The following is an 18117-nucleotide window of genomic DNA, read 5'->3' as shown; positions in this document are numbered from 1 at the left end:
TATGAAAAAGAATTTAAAGGTAAATATTTTCTGGCTTGGCCTTGTCTTAATCGGCTACCTGCTGATGACAGTATTGGTTAGTGCCGGTGTTCTCAATGCTTTTTACATTCAAATCTTAGAGCAGATCGGGATTAATATTATTCTGGCTGTGGGGCTCAATCTCATTGTCGGATTCTCAGGTCAATTCTCTCTTGGACATGCTGGCTTTATGGCTATCGGTGCCTACGCTGTAGCAATTATTGGCTCTAAATCGCCAACTTATGGAGCTTTCTTCATTGCTATGCTGGTAGGAGCAGTCATTGCTGGTATTGTGGCTTTGGCAGTTGGTTTGCCAACGCTTCGTCTTAAAGGGGATTATCTCGCGATTGCGACTCTTGGTGTCTCTGAGATTATCCGGATTCTAATTATTAATGGCGGTACTTTGACGAATGGCGCAGCTGGTATCCTATCCATTCCACCCTTTACTTCTTGGCAGATGGTCTATGTCTTTGTTGTTATCACAACTATTTTGACCTTGAATTTCCTGCGCAGTCCTATCGGTCGCAGCACTCTGTCTGTTCGTGAGGATGAGATTGCTGCCGAGTCTGTTGGGGTTAATACTACTAGAATCAAAGTGACAGCCTTTGTCTTGGGAGCTATCACGGCTTCTATTGCTGGCTCTCTTCAAGCTGGCTTCGTTGGTTCAGTTGTTCCTAAGGACTATTCCTTTACCAACACTATCAATATCTTGATTATTGTCGTTTTTGGTGGCCTAGGCTCCATGACTGGAACTATCGTAGCTGCAGTAGTATTGGGAATTCTCAATATGTTGCTGCAGGATGTGTCAAGCATTAGGATGATTGTCTATTCTTTGGCCTTGATCTTGGTCATGATTTTCCGTCCAGGCGGACTTTTAGGAACTTGGGAGTTGAGCTTGTCTAAGCTCTTCAAAAAGAATAAGGAGGTCAAAGAATAATGGCACTTCTTGATGTGAAAAATCTAACTAAAAACTTTGGTGGTTTGACTGCTGTCAGCGATGTGACCTTGGAACTCAACGAGGGCGAGCTGGTTGGTCTGATTGGCCCTAATGGTGCAGGAAAAACGACTCTTTTCAACCTTTTAACGGGTGTTTATGAGCCGAGTGAAGGGACAGTGACACTAGATGGCCACTTGCTCAATGGTAAAGTTCCGTACAAGATTGCTTCTTTAGGGCTCGGGCGGACCTTCCAAAACATCCGGCTCTTTAAGGACCTTAGTGTTTTGGATAATGTTTTGATTGCCTTTGGTAATCATCATAAGGCTCATGTGTTAGCTTCTTTCCTCCGCCTGCCAGCTTACTACAAAAACGAAGAAGAACTCAAAGACAAGGCTTTGGAGTTGCTGAAAATTTTTGACTTGGACAAGGAAGCCGAAACTTTAGCTAAGAACCTAGCTTATGGTCAGCAGCGCCGCTTGGAGATTGTTCGTGCCTTGGCAACAGAGCCAAAGATCCTTTTCTTGGATGAGCCGGCTGCAGGAATGAACCCTCAGGAGACAGCAGAGCTGACTGCATTGATTCGACGGATTAAAAACGAATTTAACATTACCATCATGCTGATTGAACATGACATGAGTCTGGTAATGGAAGTCACTGAGCGCATCTATGTGCTGGAGTACGGCCGCTTGATTGCGCACGGAACACCTGATGAAATCAAGAATGACAAACGTGTTATTGAAGCTTATCTAGGAGGTGAAGCCTAATGTCCATGCTTAAAGTTGAGAATCTCTCTGTCCATTATGGCATGATTCAGGCTGTCCGTGATGTCAGCTTTGAAGTAAATGAAGGAGAAGTCGTTTCCCTGATTGGTGCCAATGGCGCTGGGAAAACGACCATTCTCCGGACTATTTCAGGCTTGGTTCGTCCAAGTGCTGGTAAAATTGAATTTGTAGGCAATGAAATTCAAAAAGTTCCTGCTCAAAAAATCGTAGCAGCTGGACTTTCGCAAGTACCAGAAGGCCGTCATGTTTTTCCAGGTTTGACCGTTTTGGAGAATTTGGAAATGGGCGCCTTTCTCAAAACAAACCGCGAAGAAAATCAAGCCAATCTCAAAAAGGTCTTTTCTCGTTTCCCACGCTTGGAAGAGCGTAAAAACCAAGATGCTGCAACCCTTTCCGGTGGTGAGCAGCAGATGCTGGCTATGGGACGGGCTCTGATGTCTACGCCTAAGCTTTTGCTCTTGGATGAGCCTTCTATGGGCTTGGCGCCGATCTTTATCCAGGAAATCTTCGATATTATCCAAGATATTCAGCGACAAGGAACGACAGTTCTTTTGATTGAGCAAAATGCAAATAAGGCTCTCTCTATCGCTGACCGCGGTTATGTCCTTGAAACAGGCAAAATCGTTTTGTCCGGAACTGGCCAAGAACTCCTCGCTTCTGACGAAGTCCGCAAAGCATATCTAGGTGGTTAAAAAGGTCCAGTGGACCTTTTTAAGTTGCAGATAAAGAAAACAAGGTTTTCTTCAAAATGTCTGGGAGACATTTTTAGGTTGTTGATAGAAGGTTACGATAGTAACTTAACATTTTGAAAAGGTCCATTGGACCTTTTTAAGTTGTAGATAAAGGAAACAAGGTTTTCGTCAAAATGCTCGGTGGATTGTTTCAGGTTGCAGATGGGAACTCGCGGCAGCGAGTTTTCTTTAAAATGTCTGGGAGACAATTTTAGGTTGTTGATAGAAAGTTACAGTAGTAACTTAACATTTTGAAAAGGTCCAATGGACCTTTTTTATTTGTAGTATGAGGATTTTTTTAAGTCCCATTTTGCGGTGATGAAGTATGTAATCATTGAAAAATAAATAGCAGCGTATCATACACTGCCTATCAATCGAAACATATTTGAATATCAGATTTTAAAACATGAAGTTCTATACTTTAAAAATTATTTGCTAGGTGCAAATAGATTAAATCCAACATGGTACATAATTGCGAACATGACTGCAAAGATAATCACTGCTAGGACTAGCTGAACGCCTTTGGGTAGATTGTTTAATTTGTCCATCAGATTCTTCATGGCTACACTTCAATTTTACTAATATTTTAGTAGTATTGTATCATTAATATATGACCAAGTCAATACATGTTATGATATAAGTGAAGGCTAGAAACTGATGCATATTAACTCATTACCGACTAGCTAAAACTTTATCTTTAAAAATTTCTCTGAAGTGAGATAGTATAGTCGACCATTTCCTATCTTCAATTTTTCCAATCGCGGGATTTTTCTAAATTTTGAAAACTTAGGCATAGGCCTTGGAAGCGTTTGAAATCAGCCTCAAAATAAAGTATAATAAGTATAAGAATTATGGATAGGAAGTAGAGGGAACTTTTATGGCAGTTAAAGATTTTATGACGCGTAAGGTAGTTTATATCAGCCCAAATACAACGATTGCTCATGCGGCTGATATGATGCGTGAGCAAAAACTTCACCGTCTGCCAGTGATTGAGAATGACCAACTAGTGGGACTGGTGACAGAAGGAACGATTGCAGAAGCTAGTCCATCTAAGGCAACGAGTCTGTCCATTTATGAGATGAACTATCTTCTCAACAAAACCAAGGTTGGTGATGTTATGATTCGTGATGTGGTCACAATTTCTCAGTTTGCTAGCTTGGAAGATGCGACCTATCTGATGCTGAAAAATAAGATTGGTATCCTGCCTGTCGTGGACAATGAGCAACTTTACGGGGTTATTACTGACCGTGATATTTTCAAGGCTTTCTTAGAAGTATCTGGCTATGGTGAAGAGGGAGTCCGTCTGCGCTTTGTCACTGAGAATAAGGTGGGGGTTCTTGAGCAGATTATCCGTCTTCTGGTGGAAGAAAATCTCAACATCTCCAATACCGTCAATATCCCACGTAAGGATGGAAAGGTTGTTATTGAAGTACAATTAGCTGGTAATATAGATACGGCGCTTCTCAAGAAAAAATTTGAAGAGCATGCGATTGAGCTGGCTGAGATTACACATACTTCAGCAAAAGCTTTATAAGCGATAAAAAAGCCTCATCATTAGATGAGGTTTTTAACGTACAATAGGTTGTTTGTTAGCATCTAAAGTAAAGCCTTCGCCCAAAATCTCATGGGCTTCGGTAATAGTTGTAAAGGCAAATGGATCGACTTGGTTAATGAGTTTCTTCATCTGCTGCATTTCGTTACGGGATACAACGCAGTAGACAATCTGCAAGTCCTGCTTGCTATAGAAGCCTTGACCCTTGAGGAAGGTCACTCCACGATCCAGCTTGTTATTGATAGCTTCAGCCAGTTCAGCCGGTTTGCTGGTAACGATAAGGAATCCCTTGCCGGCAAAGCCTCCTTCTGCAATCAGGTCAATGACGCGCGAGGTGATAAAGACAAACATCAGGGTATAAGACACCATGCGTAGGTCTTTGAAAACAAGGAGAACTAAGGTGATGACCACAAAATCAACAGTCAGCATGAGTTTGCCCATGGAAATGCTAGTGTATTTATTAAAGATGCGGGCTACAATGTCAGTACCGCCCGTCGTTCCGCCAGCATTGAAGATGATGCCTAGTCCAATCCCCAAAACAATCCCTGTTCCAAGGCAGGCCAGTAAAACATCCCCGTCCAGAGCTGAAAGAAAATAGTCTTGCAAGTGTTTGGAGGCAGGTAGAATTTCAAAAATTTTGAGCCAAGCAGACACGGAGAAGGTCCCTAGAATGCTGAGATAGAGGGTTCGCGAGCCTAACAGCTTCCAAGCAATAATAAAGAGAGGAATGTTAATAATCAGGTTGGTCGTCGAGACAGGGATTTTAAATAGATAGTAGGCAATCAAGGTCAAACCCGTCGCGCCACCTTCATATAAATGAAAAGGAATGACCAAATAATGAATCCCAAAAGAAAAAATTCCAGCCCCAAAAATGATGGCCAGTACGTTTTTTAATTTAAACATAAGATCCTCCTAAATCTATTTCCAGAAATTTATTCTGAATATATTTTACCAAAAATTTAGCCTTTGTGAAACACTTTGAAAAAATTTTTAAAGTCTTTTCTTATGATGGGCTTTTGGCTTTTTTTTTGGTAAAATAAACAATAGATAAAAAAGAGTAGGATGAAAATAACGAGTTGACGGAATCGGCTCTTATCAGCCTGTACAGTAATGTGGACGGACTCTGAAAAGTAGATTATATCAAGCTTTAGGGCAAGTCTTATCTGCATTTTCTTATAAAAATTAAAAAATAGAAGTTAGAGATTCAAGGTAAAGATGAAAAATGGTATTTTGATTTCGCTGGAAGGTCCAGAAGGGGCTGGAAAGTCGAGTGTGTTGGAAGCCTTGCTTCCTTTTTTGAAAAATTATGGTACTGGCCTGATTACGACGCGGGAGCCGGGTGGCGTCCAGATTGCGGAGGCTATCCGCGAAGTGATTTTGGAACCTAGTCATACGGCAATGGATGCTAAGACTGAGCTCTTGCTGTACATTGCCAGCCGCCGTCAGCACTTGGCTGAGCGGGTTTTGCCAGCTTTGGCCCAAGGGAAGCTTGTCTTGATGGATCGTTTTATTGATAGTTCAGTGGCCTATCAAGGCTACGGCCGAGGGCTGGATGTAGCAGACATTGAATGGCTCAATCAGTTTGCGACAGATGGACTCAAGCCTGATTTGACCCTCTATTTTGATATTGATGTGGAAGAAGGGCTGGCGCGGATTGCTAAGAGTGAAAGCCGAGAGGTGAATCGGCTTGATTTGGAAGGTTTGGACTTGCATCAGCGGGTTCGGCAGGGCTATTTGGCGATTCTTGACAAGGAGCCTGAGCGCTTTGTCAAGGTAGATGCCAGTCAACCTTTGGATAAGGTAGTGGCTGATAGTTTGGCCATCATTCAGGAACGATTTGGGAATCCGTCATGAAGATAAAAGATTTACAGCAAAGCCAGCCCAGCTTGTTTGAGCAGTTTCAGCATATTTTGGAACAGGAACGGCTTAGTCACGCCTACTTGTTTACCGGAGCTTTTGGCAGTTTTGAAATGGCCCAAATCCTGTCTCAGAGTCTCTTTTGCGATAATAAGAAAGGCGTCTGGCCTTGTCAGTCCTGTCGTTCTTGTCGTTTGATTGCAGAAGAAGATTTTTCTGATGTAACGGTGGTGCGACCGGTTAATAACATTATCAAAACAGACCGGGTTCGGGAGCTGGTCCGAAACTTCTCTCAGAGCGGTCTGGAAGGCAGTCGGCAGGTTTTCATTATCTGCGATGCGGATCGGATGCACGTCAATGCAGCCAATTCCTTGCTCAAAGTCATTGAGGAGCCGCAGAGCGAGATTTATATCTTTCTCCTGACTGCTGATGAACAGCTGATTCTGCCGACGATTCGAAGTCGGACTCAGGTTTATCATTTCTTGAAAAATACAGCTGCTCTGCAGCACAGTTTGGAACAGGATGGCTTGATTAAAAGTCGAGCAGAGCTGCTAGCTGCCTATAGTCAGACTCAGTTAGAAGCGAAAAGCTTGGCTCATAATAACGCCTTTTTTGAATTAGTCAGCGAATGCGAGCGCTTCGTCAAGGATTTTCAGACTCGCTCCAGTCAGGCATTTCTGCAGGTTTCGCGTCTAGCAAAGCTGGCTGATGATAAGGAGAAGCAGGAACAGGTCTTCAAGCTCTTGGAAGTGTTATTTTACAAGGAAATAGCATCAGAAAGCGGTCGACAGGCCTTGGAGCAGCTTTTGCTGGCTCGGAAGATGTGGCGGGCCAATGTATCTTTTCAAAACGCTTTAGAATATATGACTTTGAAGGGAAAGTAAAAAGAGGCAGCACAGGAGTATAAAATGGATAAAAAAGACTTATTTGACGCTTTGGATGATTTTTCACAGACGCTTTTAGTGACCCTTGCTGAGGTGGAGGCTGTCAAGAAAAATCTCAAGAGTGTGGTAGAGGAAAATATTGCTCTGCATCTGGAAAATGACAAGCTGCGGGAGCGTTTGGGAGAGGTGGAGAAGGAAGCTCCGACCAAGACCAAGAAAAACCGGGATAATCTGCGTAAGCTTTACTATGACGGCTTTCATGTATGTACGGATTTCTACGGTCAGCGCCGGGAGAATGACGCAGAGTGTATGTTCTGTGATGAATTGTTATTTAGGGAGTAGTGATGCAGGTTCAAAAAAGTTTTAAGGGCGAAACTGCCTACGGCAAGCTTTATCTGGTCGCGACTCCTATCGGCAATCTGGATGATATGAGCATCCGTATGGTCAATACCCTGAAAGAGGTCGACAGGATTGCGGCTGAAGATACGAGAAATACGGGCCTGCTGCTTAAGCATTTTGGGATTGAGACTAAGCAGATCAGTTTTCACGAGCACAACGCCAAGGAGAAAATTCCAGTTCTCTTGGACATGCTTCAAAGTGGAAGTGATATAGCCCAGGTTTCGGATGCTGGTCTGCCCAGCATTTCTGATCCTGGACATGATTTGGTTCAGGCAGCGCTAGAAGCTGGAATTACTGTAGTACCGATTCCTGGTCCTAGTGCTGGAATAACAGCCTTGATTGCCAGCGGATTGGCTCCCCAACCGCATATTTTCTATGGCTTTCTGCCTAGAAAGGCTGGCCAGCAGAAGGAATTTTTCACTAGCAAAAAGTCCTATCCTGAGACCCAGATTTTCTACGAATCCCCTCATCGGGTTCGGGCTACGCTGGAAAATATGCTGGCAGTTTATGGTGACCGACAAGTCGTCTTGGTGCGCGAGCTGACTAAGATTCATGAAGAGTATCAGCGAGGGCTGATTTCAGAGCTGTTGGACTATACAGCTGAACATCCGCCAAAAGGAGAATGTCTCTTGATTATAGCTGGGGCGGCAGAAGATGCTCAACAAGAAATATCTCAAGAGCAGATCCTAGCTGAAATTGATCTCTTAGTTAAAGCCGGCAGCAAAAAAAATCAAGCCATCAAGAACGTGGCCAAAAAATACGGCAGGAACAAGAGCGAGCTCTATGCGGTTTATCATGAACTAAGAGGAAGTTGAAATCTTATTTCAACTTTTCTTTTTAGCGGCTTCTTTGTATTTTATAACATAAAAGCAAATTCTTTGTTTGGTATGTGTTATAATAATTTCATTACACTTAAAAGGAATAATCATGTCTTTAGACACTAATGTAAAATTAAAATATTATAATCTCCAACCGTTTACTAAATGGACTGGGGGAAAGCGCCAACTTTTAGAAGAGTTAAGGAGCTACATGCCGGAGACTTATGGTCGCTATTTTGAGCCATTTGTTGGCGGCGGAGCTTTATTTTTTGATTTGGCTCCAGAACAAGCGGTCATTAATGACTTTAACGAGGAACTGATAAATGCCTATCGCCAGATAAAAAATAATCCAGCTGAATTGATTAATTTACTGATAAAGCATAAAGAGAATAATAGCAAAGATTATTATTTAGCATTGCGTTCGGCAGATCGCGATGGCCGAATTAGCAGGATGACAGGGGTAGAGAGAGCGGCACGAATTCTCTACATGCTTCGGGTTGATTTCAATGGATTGTATCGAGTTAATTCTAAAAATCAGTTTAATGTTCCTTACGGTCGCTACAAAAATCCCAAAATAGTGGATGTAGATTTACTTTATCAAATCAGTGAATATCTAAATGAGAATGATGTAGAAATTTTGCAAACAGATTTTGCGGAGGCAGTTAAGGATGCTGAAACTGGCGATTTTGTCTATTTTGATCCGCCCTATATTCCGTTAAACGAAACAAGCTCATTTACCTCTTATACCCACGAGGGCTTTTCTTATGAGGAACAGGTTCGTCTACGCGATACTTTTAAGGAATTGACGGAGCGAGGAGTCTATGCCATGCTGTCAAATTCCTCGAGTCCTTTGGTAGAAGAATTATACAAGGATTTTAATATTTATTTTGTGGAAGCTCAGCGAACTAATGGTGCTAAGAGCTCAAGTCGTGGAAAAATTTCAGAAATTATAGTAACAAATTATGACTAATTACGAATATAAGTATGGGGGTGTTTTAATGACAAAACCATACTATAATAAGGAAAGGGCTATTCTGGTTCATGCAGATACCTTTGACTTCTTATCAAAAATGAAGCCAGAAAGTATGGATATGATCTTTGCTGATCCACCATACTTTTTGAGTAACGGGGGTTTTTCAAATTCTGGCGGTAACATTGTCTCTGTTGATAAAGGTGATTGGGATAAGGTTTCTGGCCTTGAGGAGAAACATGACTTTAATCGACGGTGGTTACGATTAGTCAGACCTATTTTAAAGCCTAATGGTACTATCTGGATTTCAGGCAGCTTACATAATATTTACTCTGTGGGTATGGCCTTGGAACAAGAAGGTTTTAAAATTTTAAATAATATTACTTGGCAAAAGAGCAACCCAGCTCCGAATCTATCTTGCCGCTATTTTACTCATTCCACGGAAACGATTTTGTGGGCTCGTAAAGATGATAAAAAAGCTAAGCATTACTATAATTATGATTTGATGAAAGATATTAATGGTGGTAAACAGATGAAGGATGTGTGGATAGGACCATTAACTAAAAAGGCAGAGAAGTGGGCAGGAAAACATCCAACACAAAAGCCAGAATATTTATTAGAACGGATCATTTTGGCTAGCACAAAAGAAAATGATTATATACTTGATCCCTTTGTTGGCAGTGGAACAACAGGAGTTGTAGCTAAGCGGTTAGGTCGTAAATTTATTGGTATTGATGCGGAAAAAGATTATTTAGAAATAGCCAAAAGAAGATTGGAGGAAGAGAGATGAAAAAAGGTGGCGTAGGTGGTGCAAATACGAAAACAGGCCTAGCTTTTGAATTGAAAACAGACTTGCCAAATTTTATTTCAAAACAAAGTGGATATGAAGTTGTGGAAAATGATTTTGATATTAAACTTGTGAAACGAACAGGCGAGGTAAGAAAAATAAAAAGGAGCTCCACAGCACGGTGGATAGTAAATTTTGAAGGGGAAAAAGTAGCAGAAATTTTTCAAAAACATGGTTTATATCGTTATTTTGATGAAGTAAGCCTGAACTATAAAGCGATTATTTCCAAAAAATTGTTACCAGATGATTCCATTTTTGTAATGGATAATAATACAGTTTTTATCATTGAAAAGAAAACGCAAAAAACTCAAGGAAGTGTTGATGAAAAATTACAAACATGTGATTTTAAGTTGAAACAATATAAAAAGTTATTTTCACCTTTAAATAAAGAAGTTAAATATTATTATTTACTTGATGAATGGTTTTTAAATTCAAATTATAAAGATGTCTTAGATTATATTATAAGTGTAGGATGTTACTATCGCTTTAATTATATTCCTTTAAAGGAGTTTGGTTTACCTATACCAAAGGAGGAAATATGAACTTAGAGAATTATATTCAACTATCATCAGACGAAAGATTACAATATTTCCTCTCGACTCTTTCAGTTACCAACCGTACACCAGGGTACTATGTAAATTGGAATAAGGTTAGACGGGAGACAAAGGAGTTTGAACTTGAATTAAATACTCTCAACTATTTAATTGGTAAAGATAATATTTATGAAGAGGCCTTTAATTTATTTTCAAAACAGCCTGATTTACTGAGGGCTGTTCCTAGCTTGATTGCCAGCCGTGATAAAGTTTTAGATATTCTTTCCTTGGATGAAGATGATAATATGAGCTTTCATCAATTAGATTTTAAGAAGATTGACAAAAGTGATATAAAAGTTTATGTAGATTTTATTGAGCAAGCCGGTTTGTTGTACTTTTTACAAAAGGAAGCTAGCCGATCACTTGTCGATTATGTGTATGGTGTAGAAGCAGGATTAGATAGTAATGCTCGTAAAAATCGAAGTGGAACGACTATGGAAGGCATACTTGAACGAAGTGTTGCTAAAGTTTGTCAGCAGTATGATTTAGAGTTTAAATCCCAAGCCACGCCATCTTTCATAAAAGAAAAGTGGAATATAGAAGTACCAGTTGATAAATCACAACGACGTTTTGATGTAGCTGTTTATTCAAAGGAAAAACATAAAATTTGGTTGATTGAAACAAACTACTATGGCGGAGGCGGCAGCAAACTGAAGGCTGTTGCTGGAGAGTTTACTGAATTGAGCCAGTTCGTCGTCAATTCACCAGATGATGTTGAGTTTGTTTGGGTAACAGATGGATTGGGCTGGAAAACAGCTCGTTTGCCATTAGCAGAGGCATTTGCTCATATTCCATATGTGTTTAATTTGGATATGCTTAAACATGGTTATTTGTATGATTTATTGATGCCAAAAAAATTGATTAGAAACTAAACATTTATCAGCGGTAGTTTTGTATTGATATAATTGCTTTATTTAAAACTAGATCTAAAATGATTAGAAGCTTTCATAGCTTCTTTTATTATTTTTCTTTATTTTGTTCGTGTTTTCTTAAAAAATTTCCTTCTTTTTAAGAAAAAATAGATATTTTCTAAACTTTGTGATATGATATACAAAATAAATTTTGGAGGTAGGATATGACGATTTACAATTTTTCTGCTGGACCGGCAGTATTGCCCAAGGAAGTCTTGAAAAAAGCTCAGGCTGAGTTTTTAGACTATACCCAAAGTGGCATGAGTGTGATGGAGTTGTCCCACCGATCCAAGGAATTTGACGATATTATCAAAGAAGCTGAGAGCTTGCTGCGTGAGCTCATGGATATTCCGGATAATTACCGCGTGCTCTTCCTGCAGGGCGGGGCTTCTACCCAGTTTAGCATGATTCCCCTTAATCTAGCTCAAGGCGGCAAGGCCTATTACCTAGTGGCTGGATCTTGGGGAAAGAAAGCTTACACCGAAGCAGTCAAGCTGTCTAAGTTCATTCCATTTGAGCCTATTCTTTTGGCTTCATCAGAGGATTTAAATTACACGGAAATTCCTTCTTTTGATGAAAAGGAGATTGATCCGCAGGCGCCTTATGTGCATCTGACAACCAATAATACTATCGAAGGAACGGCTGTTTATGACCTTCCTGCGACTAATGGCGTGCCGATTGTGGCGGACATGTCTTCTAATATCCTGGCTGCTCAGTACCGAGTAGAGGATTTTGGTTTGATTTATGCTGGGGCTCAGAAGAATATCGGACCTGCTGGCGTGACTGTTGTCATCATCCGAGAAGACTTGTTGAATGATGGTCCAGTTCTATCTAGCATGTTGGATTACCGCATTCAGGCGGACAATGGCTCTCTTTACAATACACCACCTACTTTCGCCATCTATATGGCCAAGCTGGTTTTTGAGTGGGTCAAGGAGCTGGGTGGTGTAGCAGAAATGGAAAAGCGCAATCGTGAAAAATCTGGCCTTTTGTACGACTTCATTGAGCAGTCTGACTTTTACCGCAGTCCAGTCCGTTACAAGGAGCAGCGCTCAGTAGCCAATATTCCCTTTGTGTCTCCTAGCCAAGAGCTGGACGCCAAATTTAACAAAGAGGCTGCAGCAGCGGGATTCAAGAATATCAAGGGGCACCGCAGCGTAGGCGGCATGAGAGCTAGTCTCTACAATGCCTTTCCGCTCCAAGGTGTCAAGGACTTGATTGCCTTTATGCAGAAATTTGAAGAAGAAAATTCTTAAGAGAGGGAAACTATGGTCTTTAGTGTCAAAACCTTTAACAACATCAATCAAATCGGTCTTAAGGAGCTAGGTAATGCTTTTCAGATTGACGGAGACAAGTCTGACAATCCGGATGCTTATATCCTACGTAGTCAAAACCTGCATGGACAGGAATTTCCAAGCAAGCTCAAAGCTATTGCGCGGGCAGGCGCAGGAACCAATAATATTCCGGTCGAACAGGCAACGGCTCAGGGAATTGTAGTCTTCAATACGCCAGGAGCTAATGCCAATGCGGTGAAAGAAGCGGTCTTGGCTTCCATTCTCCTGTCTGCCCGTGACTATATCGCAGCTAACAGTTGGGCTAACGGCCTTTCTGGAGATGATGTTCCCAAGCAAGTGGAAGCTGGTAAGAAGCAGTTTGCTGGGACAGAGATTGCAGAGAAGACTTTGGGAGTCATTGGGTTAGGAGCTATCGGCGGCCGTATTGCTAACGATGCCTATCGTCTGGGAATGAATGTCCTTGGTTATGACCCTTATGTATCCATTGAAACAGCTTGGAATATCTCTAGCCATGTCAAACGGGTAGCGGATATTAAGGAAATCTTTGAGAAGAGTGATTATATCACTATCCACGTGCCCCTGACTGAGGATACACGCGCTACTTTTGATCAGGCTGCTTTTGGTCTTATGCAAAAGGGAACAACCCTCATCAACTTTGCCCGTGGCGAGCTGGTGGATAACGCTGCCCTCTTTGAAGCCTTGGAAGCAGGTGTTATCAAGCGCTATATCACAGACTTTGGTGTAGAAGAGCTGCTCCGTCATCCGCAGATTACAGTCTTTCCGCATTTGGGTGGCTCGACCAAAGAAGCTGAGCTCAACTGTGCCATTATGGCTGGGAAAACCATCCGACGCTTCATGGAAACGGGCGAGATTATCAACTCAGTGAATTTCCCTAATGTCCGTCAGGCTCTCTCAGCGCCTTATCGGATTACCCTGATTAACAAAAATGTACCGAATATTGTGGCTCGGATTTCAACAGCGGTCAGTGATTTGAATATCAATATTGACAATATCATCAATCGTTCCAAGGGCGATTATGCTTATACTTTGCTGGATCTGGATGAGTCGGACGAAAGCAAGATTCAGGAGCTGGTTGATAAATTTAAGAATAGCGACAATATTGTGCGCGTGCGTTTGATTAAAAAATAACCGAAAATAGAGGTGTTTCTTCATGGAATGCGCCTATACCAGCCGATGAGCCTTTCTCTTGTCGGCTTTTTCTAATGAGTCTCAGCTTGACAAGAAGAAGCTAGCTGGGCTATTATAGGGACGGAGGAAAAACAATGTTACAATTTATCGAATACCCAAAATGCTCTACCTGCCGCAAGGCCAAGGCTGAGCTCAATCAATTAGGAGTGGACTTTGAAGCGGTAGATATTGTCCAAAATACACCTAGCCGAGACCAACTTCTAGACTGGATTCAGAATTCTGATTTTGAGATCAAGGCCTTTTTCAATACCAGCGGTCTCAAATATCGTGAGCTAGGGCTCAAAGAAAAGGTGCCACATTTAACAGCTCAGGAAGCTGCAGATTTATTATCGACAGACGGCATGCTGATTAAACGACCGCTCTTGGTTCGAGATAACCAAATCTTGCAGATTGGCTACCGGAAGGCGTATGGAGAGTTAGGTTTGTAAAGTATTAAGACCAGCTACTTTATCAATCAAGTTTTTTGGATGCTTCTTCCTTTCATGATATAATAAATCTATCTCAATCTTAGAAAGAAGAATCATGGTTTTATCAAAAAAACGGGCTCGTCATGTGATTGAAGAGATTATTGCTCTTTTCCCTGACGCCAAGCCCAGTCTGGATTTTCGCAATCACTTTGAGCTTTTGGTAGCGGTCATGCTGTCGGCTCAGACGACAGATGCTGCGGTCAATAAGGCAACCCCCGCCCTATTTGAGGCTTATCCGACTCCACAGGATATGGCTAAGGCTGGTGAAGCAGACATTGCTAAATACATCTCCCGCCTAGGGCTCTATCGCAACAAGGCCAAATTTTTGAAGAAATGCGCCCAGCAGCTTTTGGACGACTTTGACGGTCAAGTACCACAAACGCGGGCGGAATTGGAAAGTCTAGCTGGTGTTGGTCGCAAGACGGCCAATGTAGTCATGAGTGTGGGCTTTGGCATTCCGGCCTTTGCTGTCGATACCCATGTGGAGCGCATCTGCAAGCACCATGATATCGTTAAAAAGTCGGCAACGCCATTGGAAGTAGAAAAGCGAGTTATGGATGTCCTTCCACCGGAACGTTGGCTGCCAGCCCATCAGGCCATGATTTACTTTGGACGGGCTATCTGCCATCCTAAAAATCCCGAGTGCGATCACTATCCGCAACTCTATAACTTTAAGGACATATAAAAAGCGAGGTCTGATGACTTCGCTTTCTTATTCACTAAATCTTAAAAAATAACCATCTGGATCCAAAATCGCAAATTCATGGGGATAAATAAAGCTATCTCCCACTCGAAATTCTCTTTTCGTCAGCGGACGATGGATGGGATAGTCAGCTTCCAGCAGTTTTTGGTGGAGCTGAGGGACATCTTCAATGCCAAAGGAAATATTGATACCGCGCCCGAAAGGATAGGTCAGTTGTGCTAATTCTTCTGCGCTGCCTTCTTCTAGCATAAGTTGGCAGTCTTCAAGCGAGAGGAAGAGAAATTTCTCCTCTGGACGCTCGTATTCGACAGAGAATCCTAGCAGGTCGCAGTAGAAGTGGCGTGATTTTTCGAAGTCAGATACTACAAATTCAGGAATGACAGCTTGATAGTCCATTCGTTTTCTCCTTAGAGTTCAATCTCCATGACAATGGGTGTGTGGTCTTGGCGCGCACCGGAGTCAATCATATCAGACTTGGTCACCTTGTCAGCCACGCGGTTGCTTGTCAGCCAGTAGTCGATTCTCCAGCCTGTATTGTTGATTTTAGAAGTCTTGCTGCGCTGCGCCCACCAGGTGTATTGGTTAGGAATATCGCCGTGTAGGTGGCGGAAGGTGTCGGTGAAGCCTTTAGCCAGCAAGTTGGTGAAGCCAGCACGTTCTTCGTTGGTAAAGCCTGGTGAACGGCGGTTGCTTGCTGGATTGGCCAAGTCGATTTCCTTGTGGGCCACATTGTAGTCGCCAGTAGCAAGTACTGGTTTTTGTTCATCTAGTGTTGCCAAATATTCAGCATATTTAGCATCCCAGACTTGACGGTCATCCAAGCGTTTGAGTCCATCGCCAGCATTGGGCGTATAGACCTGAGTGACGAAGAAGTTGTCAAATTCCAGCGTAATGATGCGGCCTTCGACATCCATGGTTGATGGAGCGCCGATTTCAGGGAAGGTTACGGTTGGCGTCAGTTCTTTTTTGTAGAGGAACATGGTTCCTGCATAGCCCTTACGTGCTGGCTCTTGGGAGGAGCGCCAGGTGTTTTCATAGTCTGGGAAAAGATTTGTCAAAATCTCCAAGTGCTTTTTAGTCGGACCTGTTGCAGACAGTTTTGTTTCCTGAATGGCGATAATATCTGCGTTTTCAGCTTGCAAGGTTTGAAGGACAGCTTGAGAAAGCTGAGCGCGGGCAGAATCACTGGTCAATGCAGCGTTGAGAGAGTCAATGTTCCAAGAGATGAGTTTCATAAAATTTCCTTTTCTAGTAAAATTTACTGAGTTTATTATAACAAAATTTAGGAATGATTTATAGCAAAGTGATTGTAAGAAAGCTTGAAAAATAATGAAAATTTTTCTATAATTATCCTAGAAAAATAGAGGGAAGAAACCATGAAATTCTATTCTTATGATTATGTTTTGAGTCAGATTAGCCAGCAAAACTGGGTGACAGTTGCACTTTCTGTCTTGCTTCTGCTTGTGACAGGATTTTTTGCTTTTAAGGCCTATCGCAATAAGCGTGATTCAAAATTTCGAGAACTAGCCATCATCTCTGTTTTGGCCTTGGTGGCCATGGTCTTGATTGGTATTAGTAATTTTCAGACTGACCAAGCCTCTAATAACCAGTTTCAAACCTCTCTGCATTTTATTGAGGTTATTTCAGAAGACTTGGGAGTCGATAAGTCGGAGGTCTATGTCAATACTTCAGCCGCAACTGATGGAGCGATTTTGAAGGTCGGAAAGAATTTTTATCGGGCTATGAGTGGCAGTGAGCCGGATAAATATCTCCTTGAAAAAATTGACTTGCATAAGACGACAGATATCGAAATAGTGGAGGTTGAAAAATGACATTGAATTTTCTTGAAATCCTAATTAAGCTAGCACTGGGACTTTTCTCACTGGTTTTTGTTATCAATGTGACCGGAAAAGGCAATCTGGCGCCAAATTCAGCGATCGACCAGATTCAAAACTATGTCCTTGGTGGTATTATCGGTGGGGTGATTTATAATAGCTCTATTAACATTCTTCAGTATGCAGTCATTCTCATCATGTGGACTATCTTGGTCTTGACCCTAAAGTGGCTCAATAACAATGTCCGTGCGGTTAAGCATTTGATTGATGGCAAGCCGACAACGTTGATTCAGCATGGGAAATTGAGTCCCGAAGCCTGCCGTTCTGTTGGTCTTTCAGCAGCAGATGTAGCTTTGAAGCTGCGCAGCCAAGGTATTTTCCAGCTCAAGCAGGTCAAACGGGCAGTTATAGAGCAAAACGGCCAGCTGATTATTGTACAGGCTGGTGAAGAGAATCCTAAATATCCCCTTATCACAGATGGTGTTGTCCAAATTGATATTCTGGAGTCTATTGATAAAACAGAAGAGTGGCTGGTGGGGAGACTGGCTAAAGACGGATACACCGATATTTCGAATATCTTCATCGCTGAGTATGAAAGTGGCAATTTGAATGTTGTGACCTATTGAGAAAATCTTGCAAAGAGAAAGCCATTCCAGAAGCGGAATGGCTTTTGCTTTATTCAAATGGACTTTGCTTGTTTTCAGCTGATGCAAAATTTTGTTGAGGATTGGGCTGATTTTGATAGGAGTTCTGATCAAATTGCTGTCCTTGGTAATTTTGCTGATTTTGATAAGAATTTTGGCCAAATTGTTGTTCTTGGTAATTCTGATTATTATAATAATTATTTATAACGGGTTCATATTTTGTAGGTTGGCAATAAAGAATAGTCAAAATCAAGCGGCTAAATGGAACAATCGATAAAAAGATAAGTGCCCAGTGAAAGCCAGCGTCTCGCAGACGTCGGATCTGAATGGCGAGATAGGGAAGAATAATTGCAAAGAAATACAACACTAACAGAGTTATTAAAGTGATAGATAATGTTGCCCCAGTCTCAGAGTTTAAGGCTGTTTCAATACCAAGAGCAAAACAAAGAAGTAGCAGCATTACTAAGAAGTGGCAGAGAACAGACCACCAATATTCTGAGCGAGTTGAGCGACCAGTAAAGTCTACATAGCCCTTCCAAAACTTTTTGTAGGCATCAATCATATTAAAAATCCTTTTATTATTTTTTTATTTAGTGTACTATATTTGGATTGTATTTGCAAGTTTTCAGAAAATACAGGGTGTTTTAGTGAAATAGTGTAACATA

General features: G+C 41.7%; 22 protein-coding genes. 18 read left to right on the top strand and 4 right to left on the bottom strand.

What is annotated here, in order from left to right:
• Nucleotide 1: 1 nt before the first annotated feature.
• The 4 genes from RP262_RS05620 (at nt 2) to RP262_RS05605 (ending at nt 4002) form a co-directional block, all read left to right on the top strand.
• Entirely contained in the window at nt 2-955 is a 954-nt protein-coding gene (locus tag RP262_RS05620; protein ID WP_002905928.1) for a branched-chain amino acid ABC transporter permease, read from the top strand.
• The gene (locus RP262_RS05615) at nt 955-1719 is read left to right on the top strand and encodes an ABC transporter ATP-binding protein (RefSeq protein WP_002909160.1); all 765 of its coding nucleotides are present in this window, start codon (nt 955-957) and stop codon (nt 1717-1719) included. The genes RP262_RS05620 and RP262_RS05615 overlap by 1 nt, the downstream gene beginning before the upstream one ends.
• A complete protein-coding gene (locus RP262_RS05610) occupies nt 1719-2429 on the top strand; it encodes an ABC transporter ATP-binding protein (RefSeq protein WP_002894681.1) in 711 nt (236 codons plus the stop codon). Before RP262_RS05615 ends, RP262_RS05610 begins: the two co-directional genes overlap by 1 nt.
• A gap of 916 nt (nt 2430-3345) precedes the next feature.
• Nucleotides 3346-4002 (top strand): CBS domain-containing protein, encoded by a 657-nt coding sequence (locus RP262_RS05605; protein WP_002905931.1) that lies wholly within the window; start codon nt 3346-3348, stop codon nt 4000-4002.
• A gap of 33 nt (nt 4003-4035) precedes the next feature.
• On the opposite strand, the gene RP262_RS05600 is transcribed toward RP262_RS05605, so the two are convergent.
• Nucleotides 4036-4923, bottom strand: coding sequence for a YitT family protein (locus RP262_RS05600; RefSeq protein ID WP_002923623.1), 888 nt, complete (start codon nt 4921-4923; stop codon nt 4036-4038).
• Nucleotides 4924-5235: 312 nt separating this feature from the next.
• Between RP262_RS05600 and tmk the strand changes: the two genes are divergently transcribed.
• The 12 genes from tmk to nth all read left to right on the top strand — a co-directional run bounded on the left by tmk (nt 5236) and on the right by nth (nt 14955).
• On the top strand, nt 5236-5874 hold the full coding sequence (gene tmk, locus RP262_RS05595; RefSeq protein ID WP_311154542.1) for a dTMP kinase: 639 nt from the start codon (nt 5236-5238) through the stop codon (nt 5872-5874).
• Complete coding sequence (locus tag RP262_RS05590; RefSeq protein ID WP_311154541.1) at nt 5871-6761, top strand: DNA polymerase III subunit delta'; 891 nt, start codon at nt 5871-5873, stop codon at nt 6759-6761. Before tmk ends, RP262_RS05590 begins: the two co-directional genes overlap by 4 nt.
• Before the next feature lie 24 nt (nt 6762-6785).
• Nucleotides 6786-7103 carry a DNA replication initiation control protein YabA gene (yabA, locus tag RP262_RS05585; protein ID WP_002894690.1) on the top strand — a complete coding sequence of 106 codons (318 nt, stop codon included), beginning with the start codon at nt 6786-6788 and terminating at the stop codon, nt 7101-7103.
• A gap of 2 nt (nt 7104-7105) precedes the next feature.
• Entirely contained in the window at nt 7106-7975 is an 870-nt protein-coding gene (rsmI, locus tag RP262_RS05580; RefSeq protein ID WP_311154540.1) for a 16S rRNA (cytidine(1402)-2'-O)-methyltransferase, read from the top strand.
• Nucleotides 7976-8087: 112 nt separating this feature from the next.
• Nucleotides 8088-8948, top strand: coding sequence for a DNA adenine methylase (locus RP262_RS05575; RefSeq protein ID WP_002913089.1), 861 nt, complete (start codon nt 8088-8090; stop codon nt 8946-8948).
• Entirely contained in the window at nt 8941-9738 is a 798-nt protein-coding gene (locus tag RP262_RS05570) for a site-specific DNA-methyltransferase (RefSeq protein WP_002913088.1), read from the top strand. Before RP262_RS05575 ends, RP262_RS05570 begins: the two co-directional genes overlap by 8 nt.
• Nucleotides 9735-10337, top strand: a complete 603-nt coding sequence (locus tag RP262_RS05565; protein ID WP_002913086.1) for a PD-(D/E)XK nuclease superfamily protein — start codon at nt 9735-9737, stop codon at nt 10335-10337. The genes RP262_RS05570 and RP262_RS05565 overlap by 4 nt, the downstream gene beginning before the upstream one ends.
• Entirely contained in the window at nt 10334-11260 is a 927-nt protein-coding gene (locus tag RP262_RS05560; protein WP_125356703.1) for a type II restriction endonuclease, read from the top strand. Before RP262_RS05565 ends, RP262_RS05560 begins: the two co-directional genes overlap by 4 nt.
• A 203-nt stretch (nt 11261-11463) precedes the next feature.
• Nucleotides 11464-12555 carry a 3-phosphoserine/phosphohydroxythreonine transaminase gene (gene serC, locus RP262_RS05555; RefSeq protein ID WP_311154539.1) on the top strand — a complete coding sequence of 364 codons (1092 nt, stop codon included), beginning with the start codon at nt 11464-11466 and terminating at the stop codon, nt 12553-12555.
• A 12-nt stretch (nt 12556-12567) separates the two neighbouring features.
• Nucleotides 12568-13743 carry a 3-phosphoglycerate dehydrogenase family protein gene (locus RP262_RS05550; RefSeq protein ID WP_311154538.1) on the top strand — a complete coding sequence of 392 codons (1176 nt, stop codon included), beginning with the start codon at nt 12568-12570 and terminating at the stop codon, nt 13741-13743.
• 134 nt (nt 13744-13877) lie between these two features.
• Nucleotides 13878-14231 carry an arsenate reductase family protein gene (locus RP262_RS05545; protein ID WP_125356706.1) on the top strand — a complete coding sequence of 118 codons (354 nt, stop codon included), beginning with the start codon at nt 13878-13880 and terminating at the stop codon, nt 14229-14231.
• Between the two features lie 94 nt (nt 14232-14325).
• Nucleotides 14326-14955, top strand: a complete 630-nt coding sequence (gene nth, locus RP262_RS05540; RefSeq protein ID WP_311154537.1) for an endonuclease III — start codon at nt 14326-14328, stop codon at nt 14953-14955.
• Between the two features lie 27 nt (nt 14956-14982).
• Here nth and RP262_RS05535 read toward each other — a convergent pair whose 3' ends face one another.
• A complete protein-coding gene (locus tag RP262_RS05535) occupies nt 14983-15369 on the bottom strand; it encodes a VOC family protein (RefSeq protein ID WP_311154536.1) in 387 nt (128 codons plus the stop codon).
• Between the two features lie 11 nt (nt 15370-15380).
• Nucleotides 15381-16208 carry an exodeoxyribonuclease III gene (locus RP262_RS05530; RefSeq protein ID WP_311154535.1) on the bottom strand — a complete coding sequence of 276 codons (828 nt, stop codon included), beginning with the start codon at nt 16206-16208 and terminating at the stop codon, nt 15381-15383.
• Between the two features lie 141 nt (nt 16209-16349).
• On the opposite strand from RP262_RS05530, the gene RP262_RS05525 reads away from it, so the two are divergent.
• Nucleotides 16350-16805 (top strand): DUF3290 family protein, encoded by a 456-nt coding sequence (locus RP262_RS05525; protein ID WP_002903222.1) that lies wholly within the window; start codon nt 16350-16352, stop codon nt 16803-16805.
• A complete protein-coding gene (locus RP262_RS05520) occupies nt 16802-17434 on the top strand; it encodes a DUF421 domain-containing protein (RefSeq protein WP_311154534.1) in 633 nt (210 codons plus the stop codon). The genes RP262_RS05525 and RP262_RS05520 overlap by 4 nt, the downstream gene beginning before the upstream one ends.
• A gap of 49 nt (nt 17435-17483) precedes the next feature.
• On the opposite strand, the gene RP262_RS05515 is transcribed toward RP262_RS05520, so the two are convergent.
• Nucleotides 17484-18014, bottom strand: coding sequence for a DUF805 domain-containing protein (locus RP262_RS05515; protein ID WP_311154533.1), 531 nt, complete (start codon nt 18012-18014; stop codon nt 17484-17486).
• Between the last annotated feature and the right edge of the window lie 103 nt (nt 18015-18117).

It is taken from the genome of uncultured Streptococcus sp. (assembly GCF_963456385.1).
Lineage (GTDB): Bacteria > Bacillota > Bacilli > Lactobacillales > Streptococcaceae > Streptococcus.
Note: the sequence above shows the minus strand (reverse complement) of the source record. Positions and strands in the feature narration are given on the sequence as shown.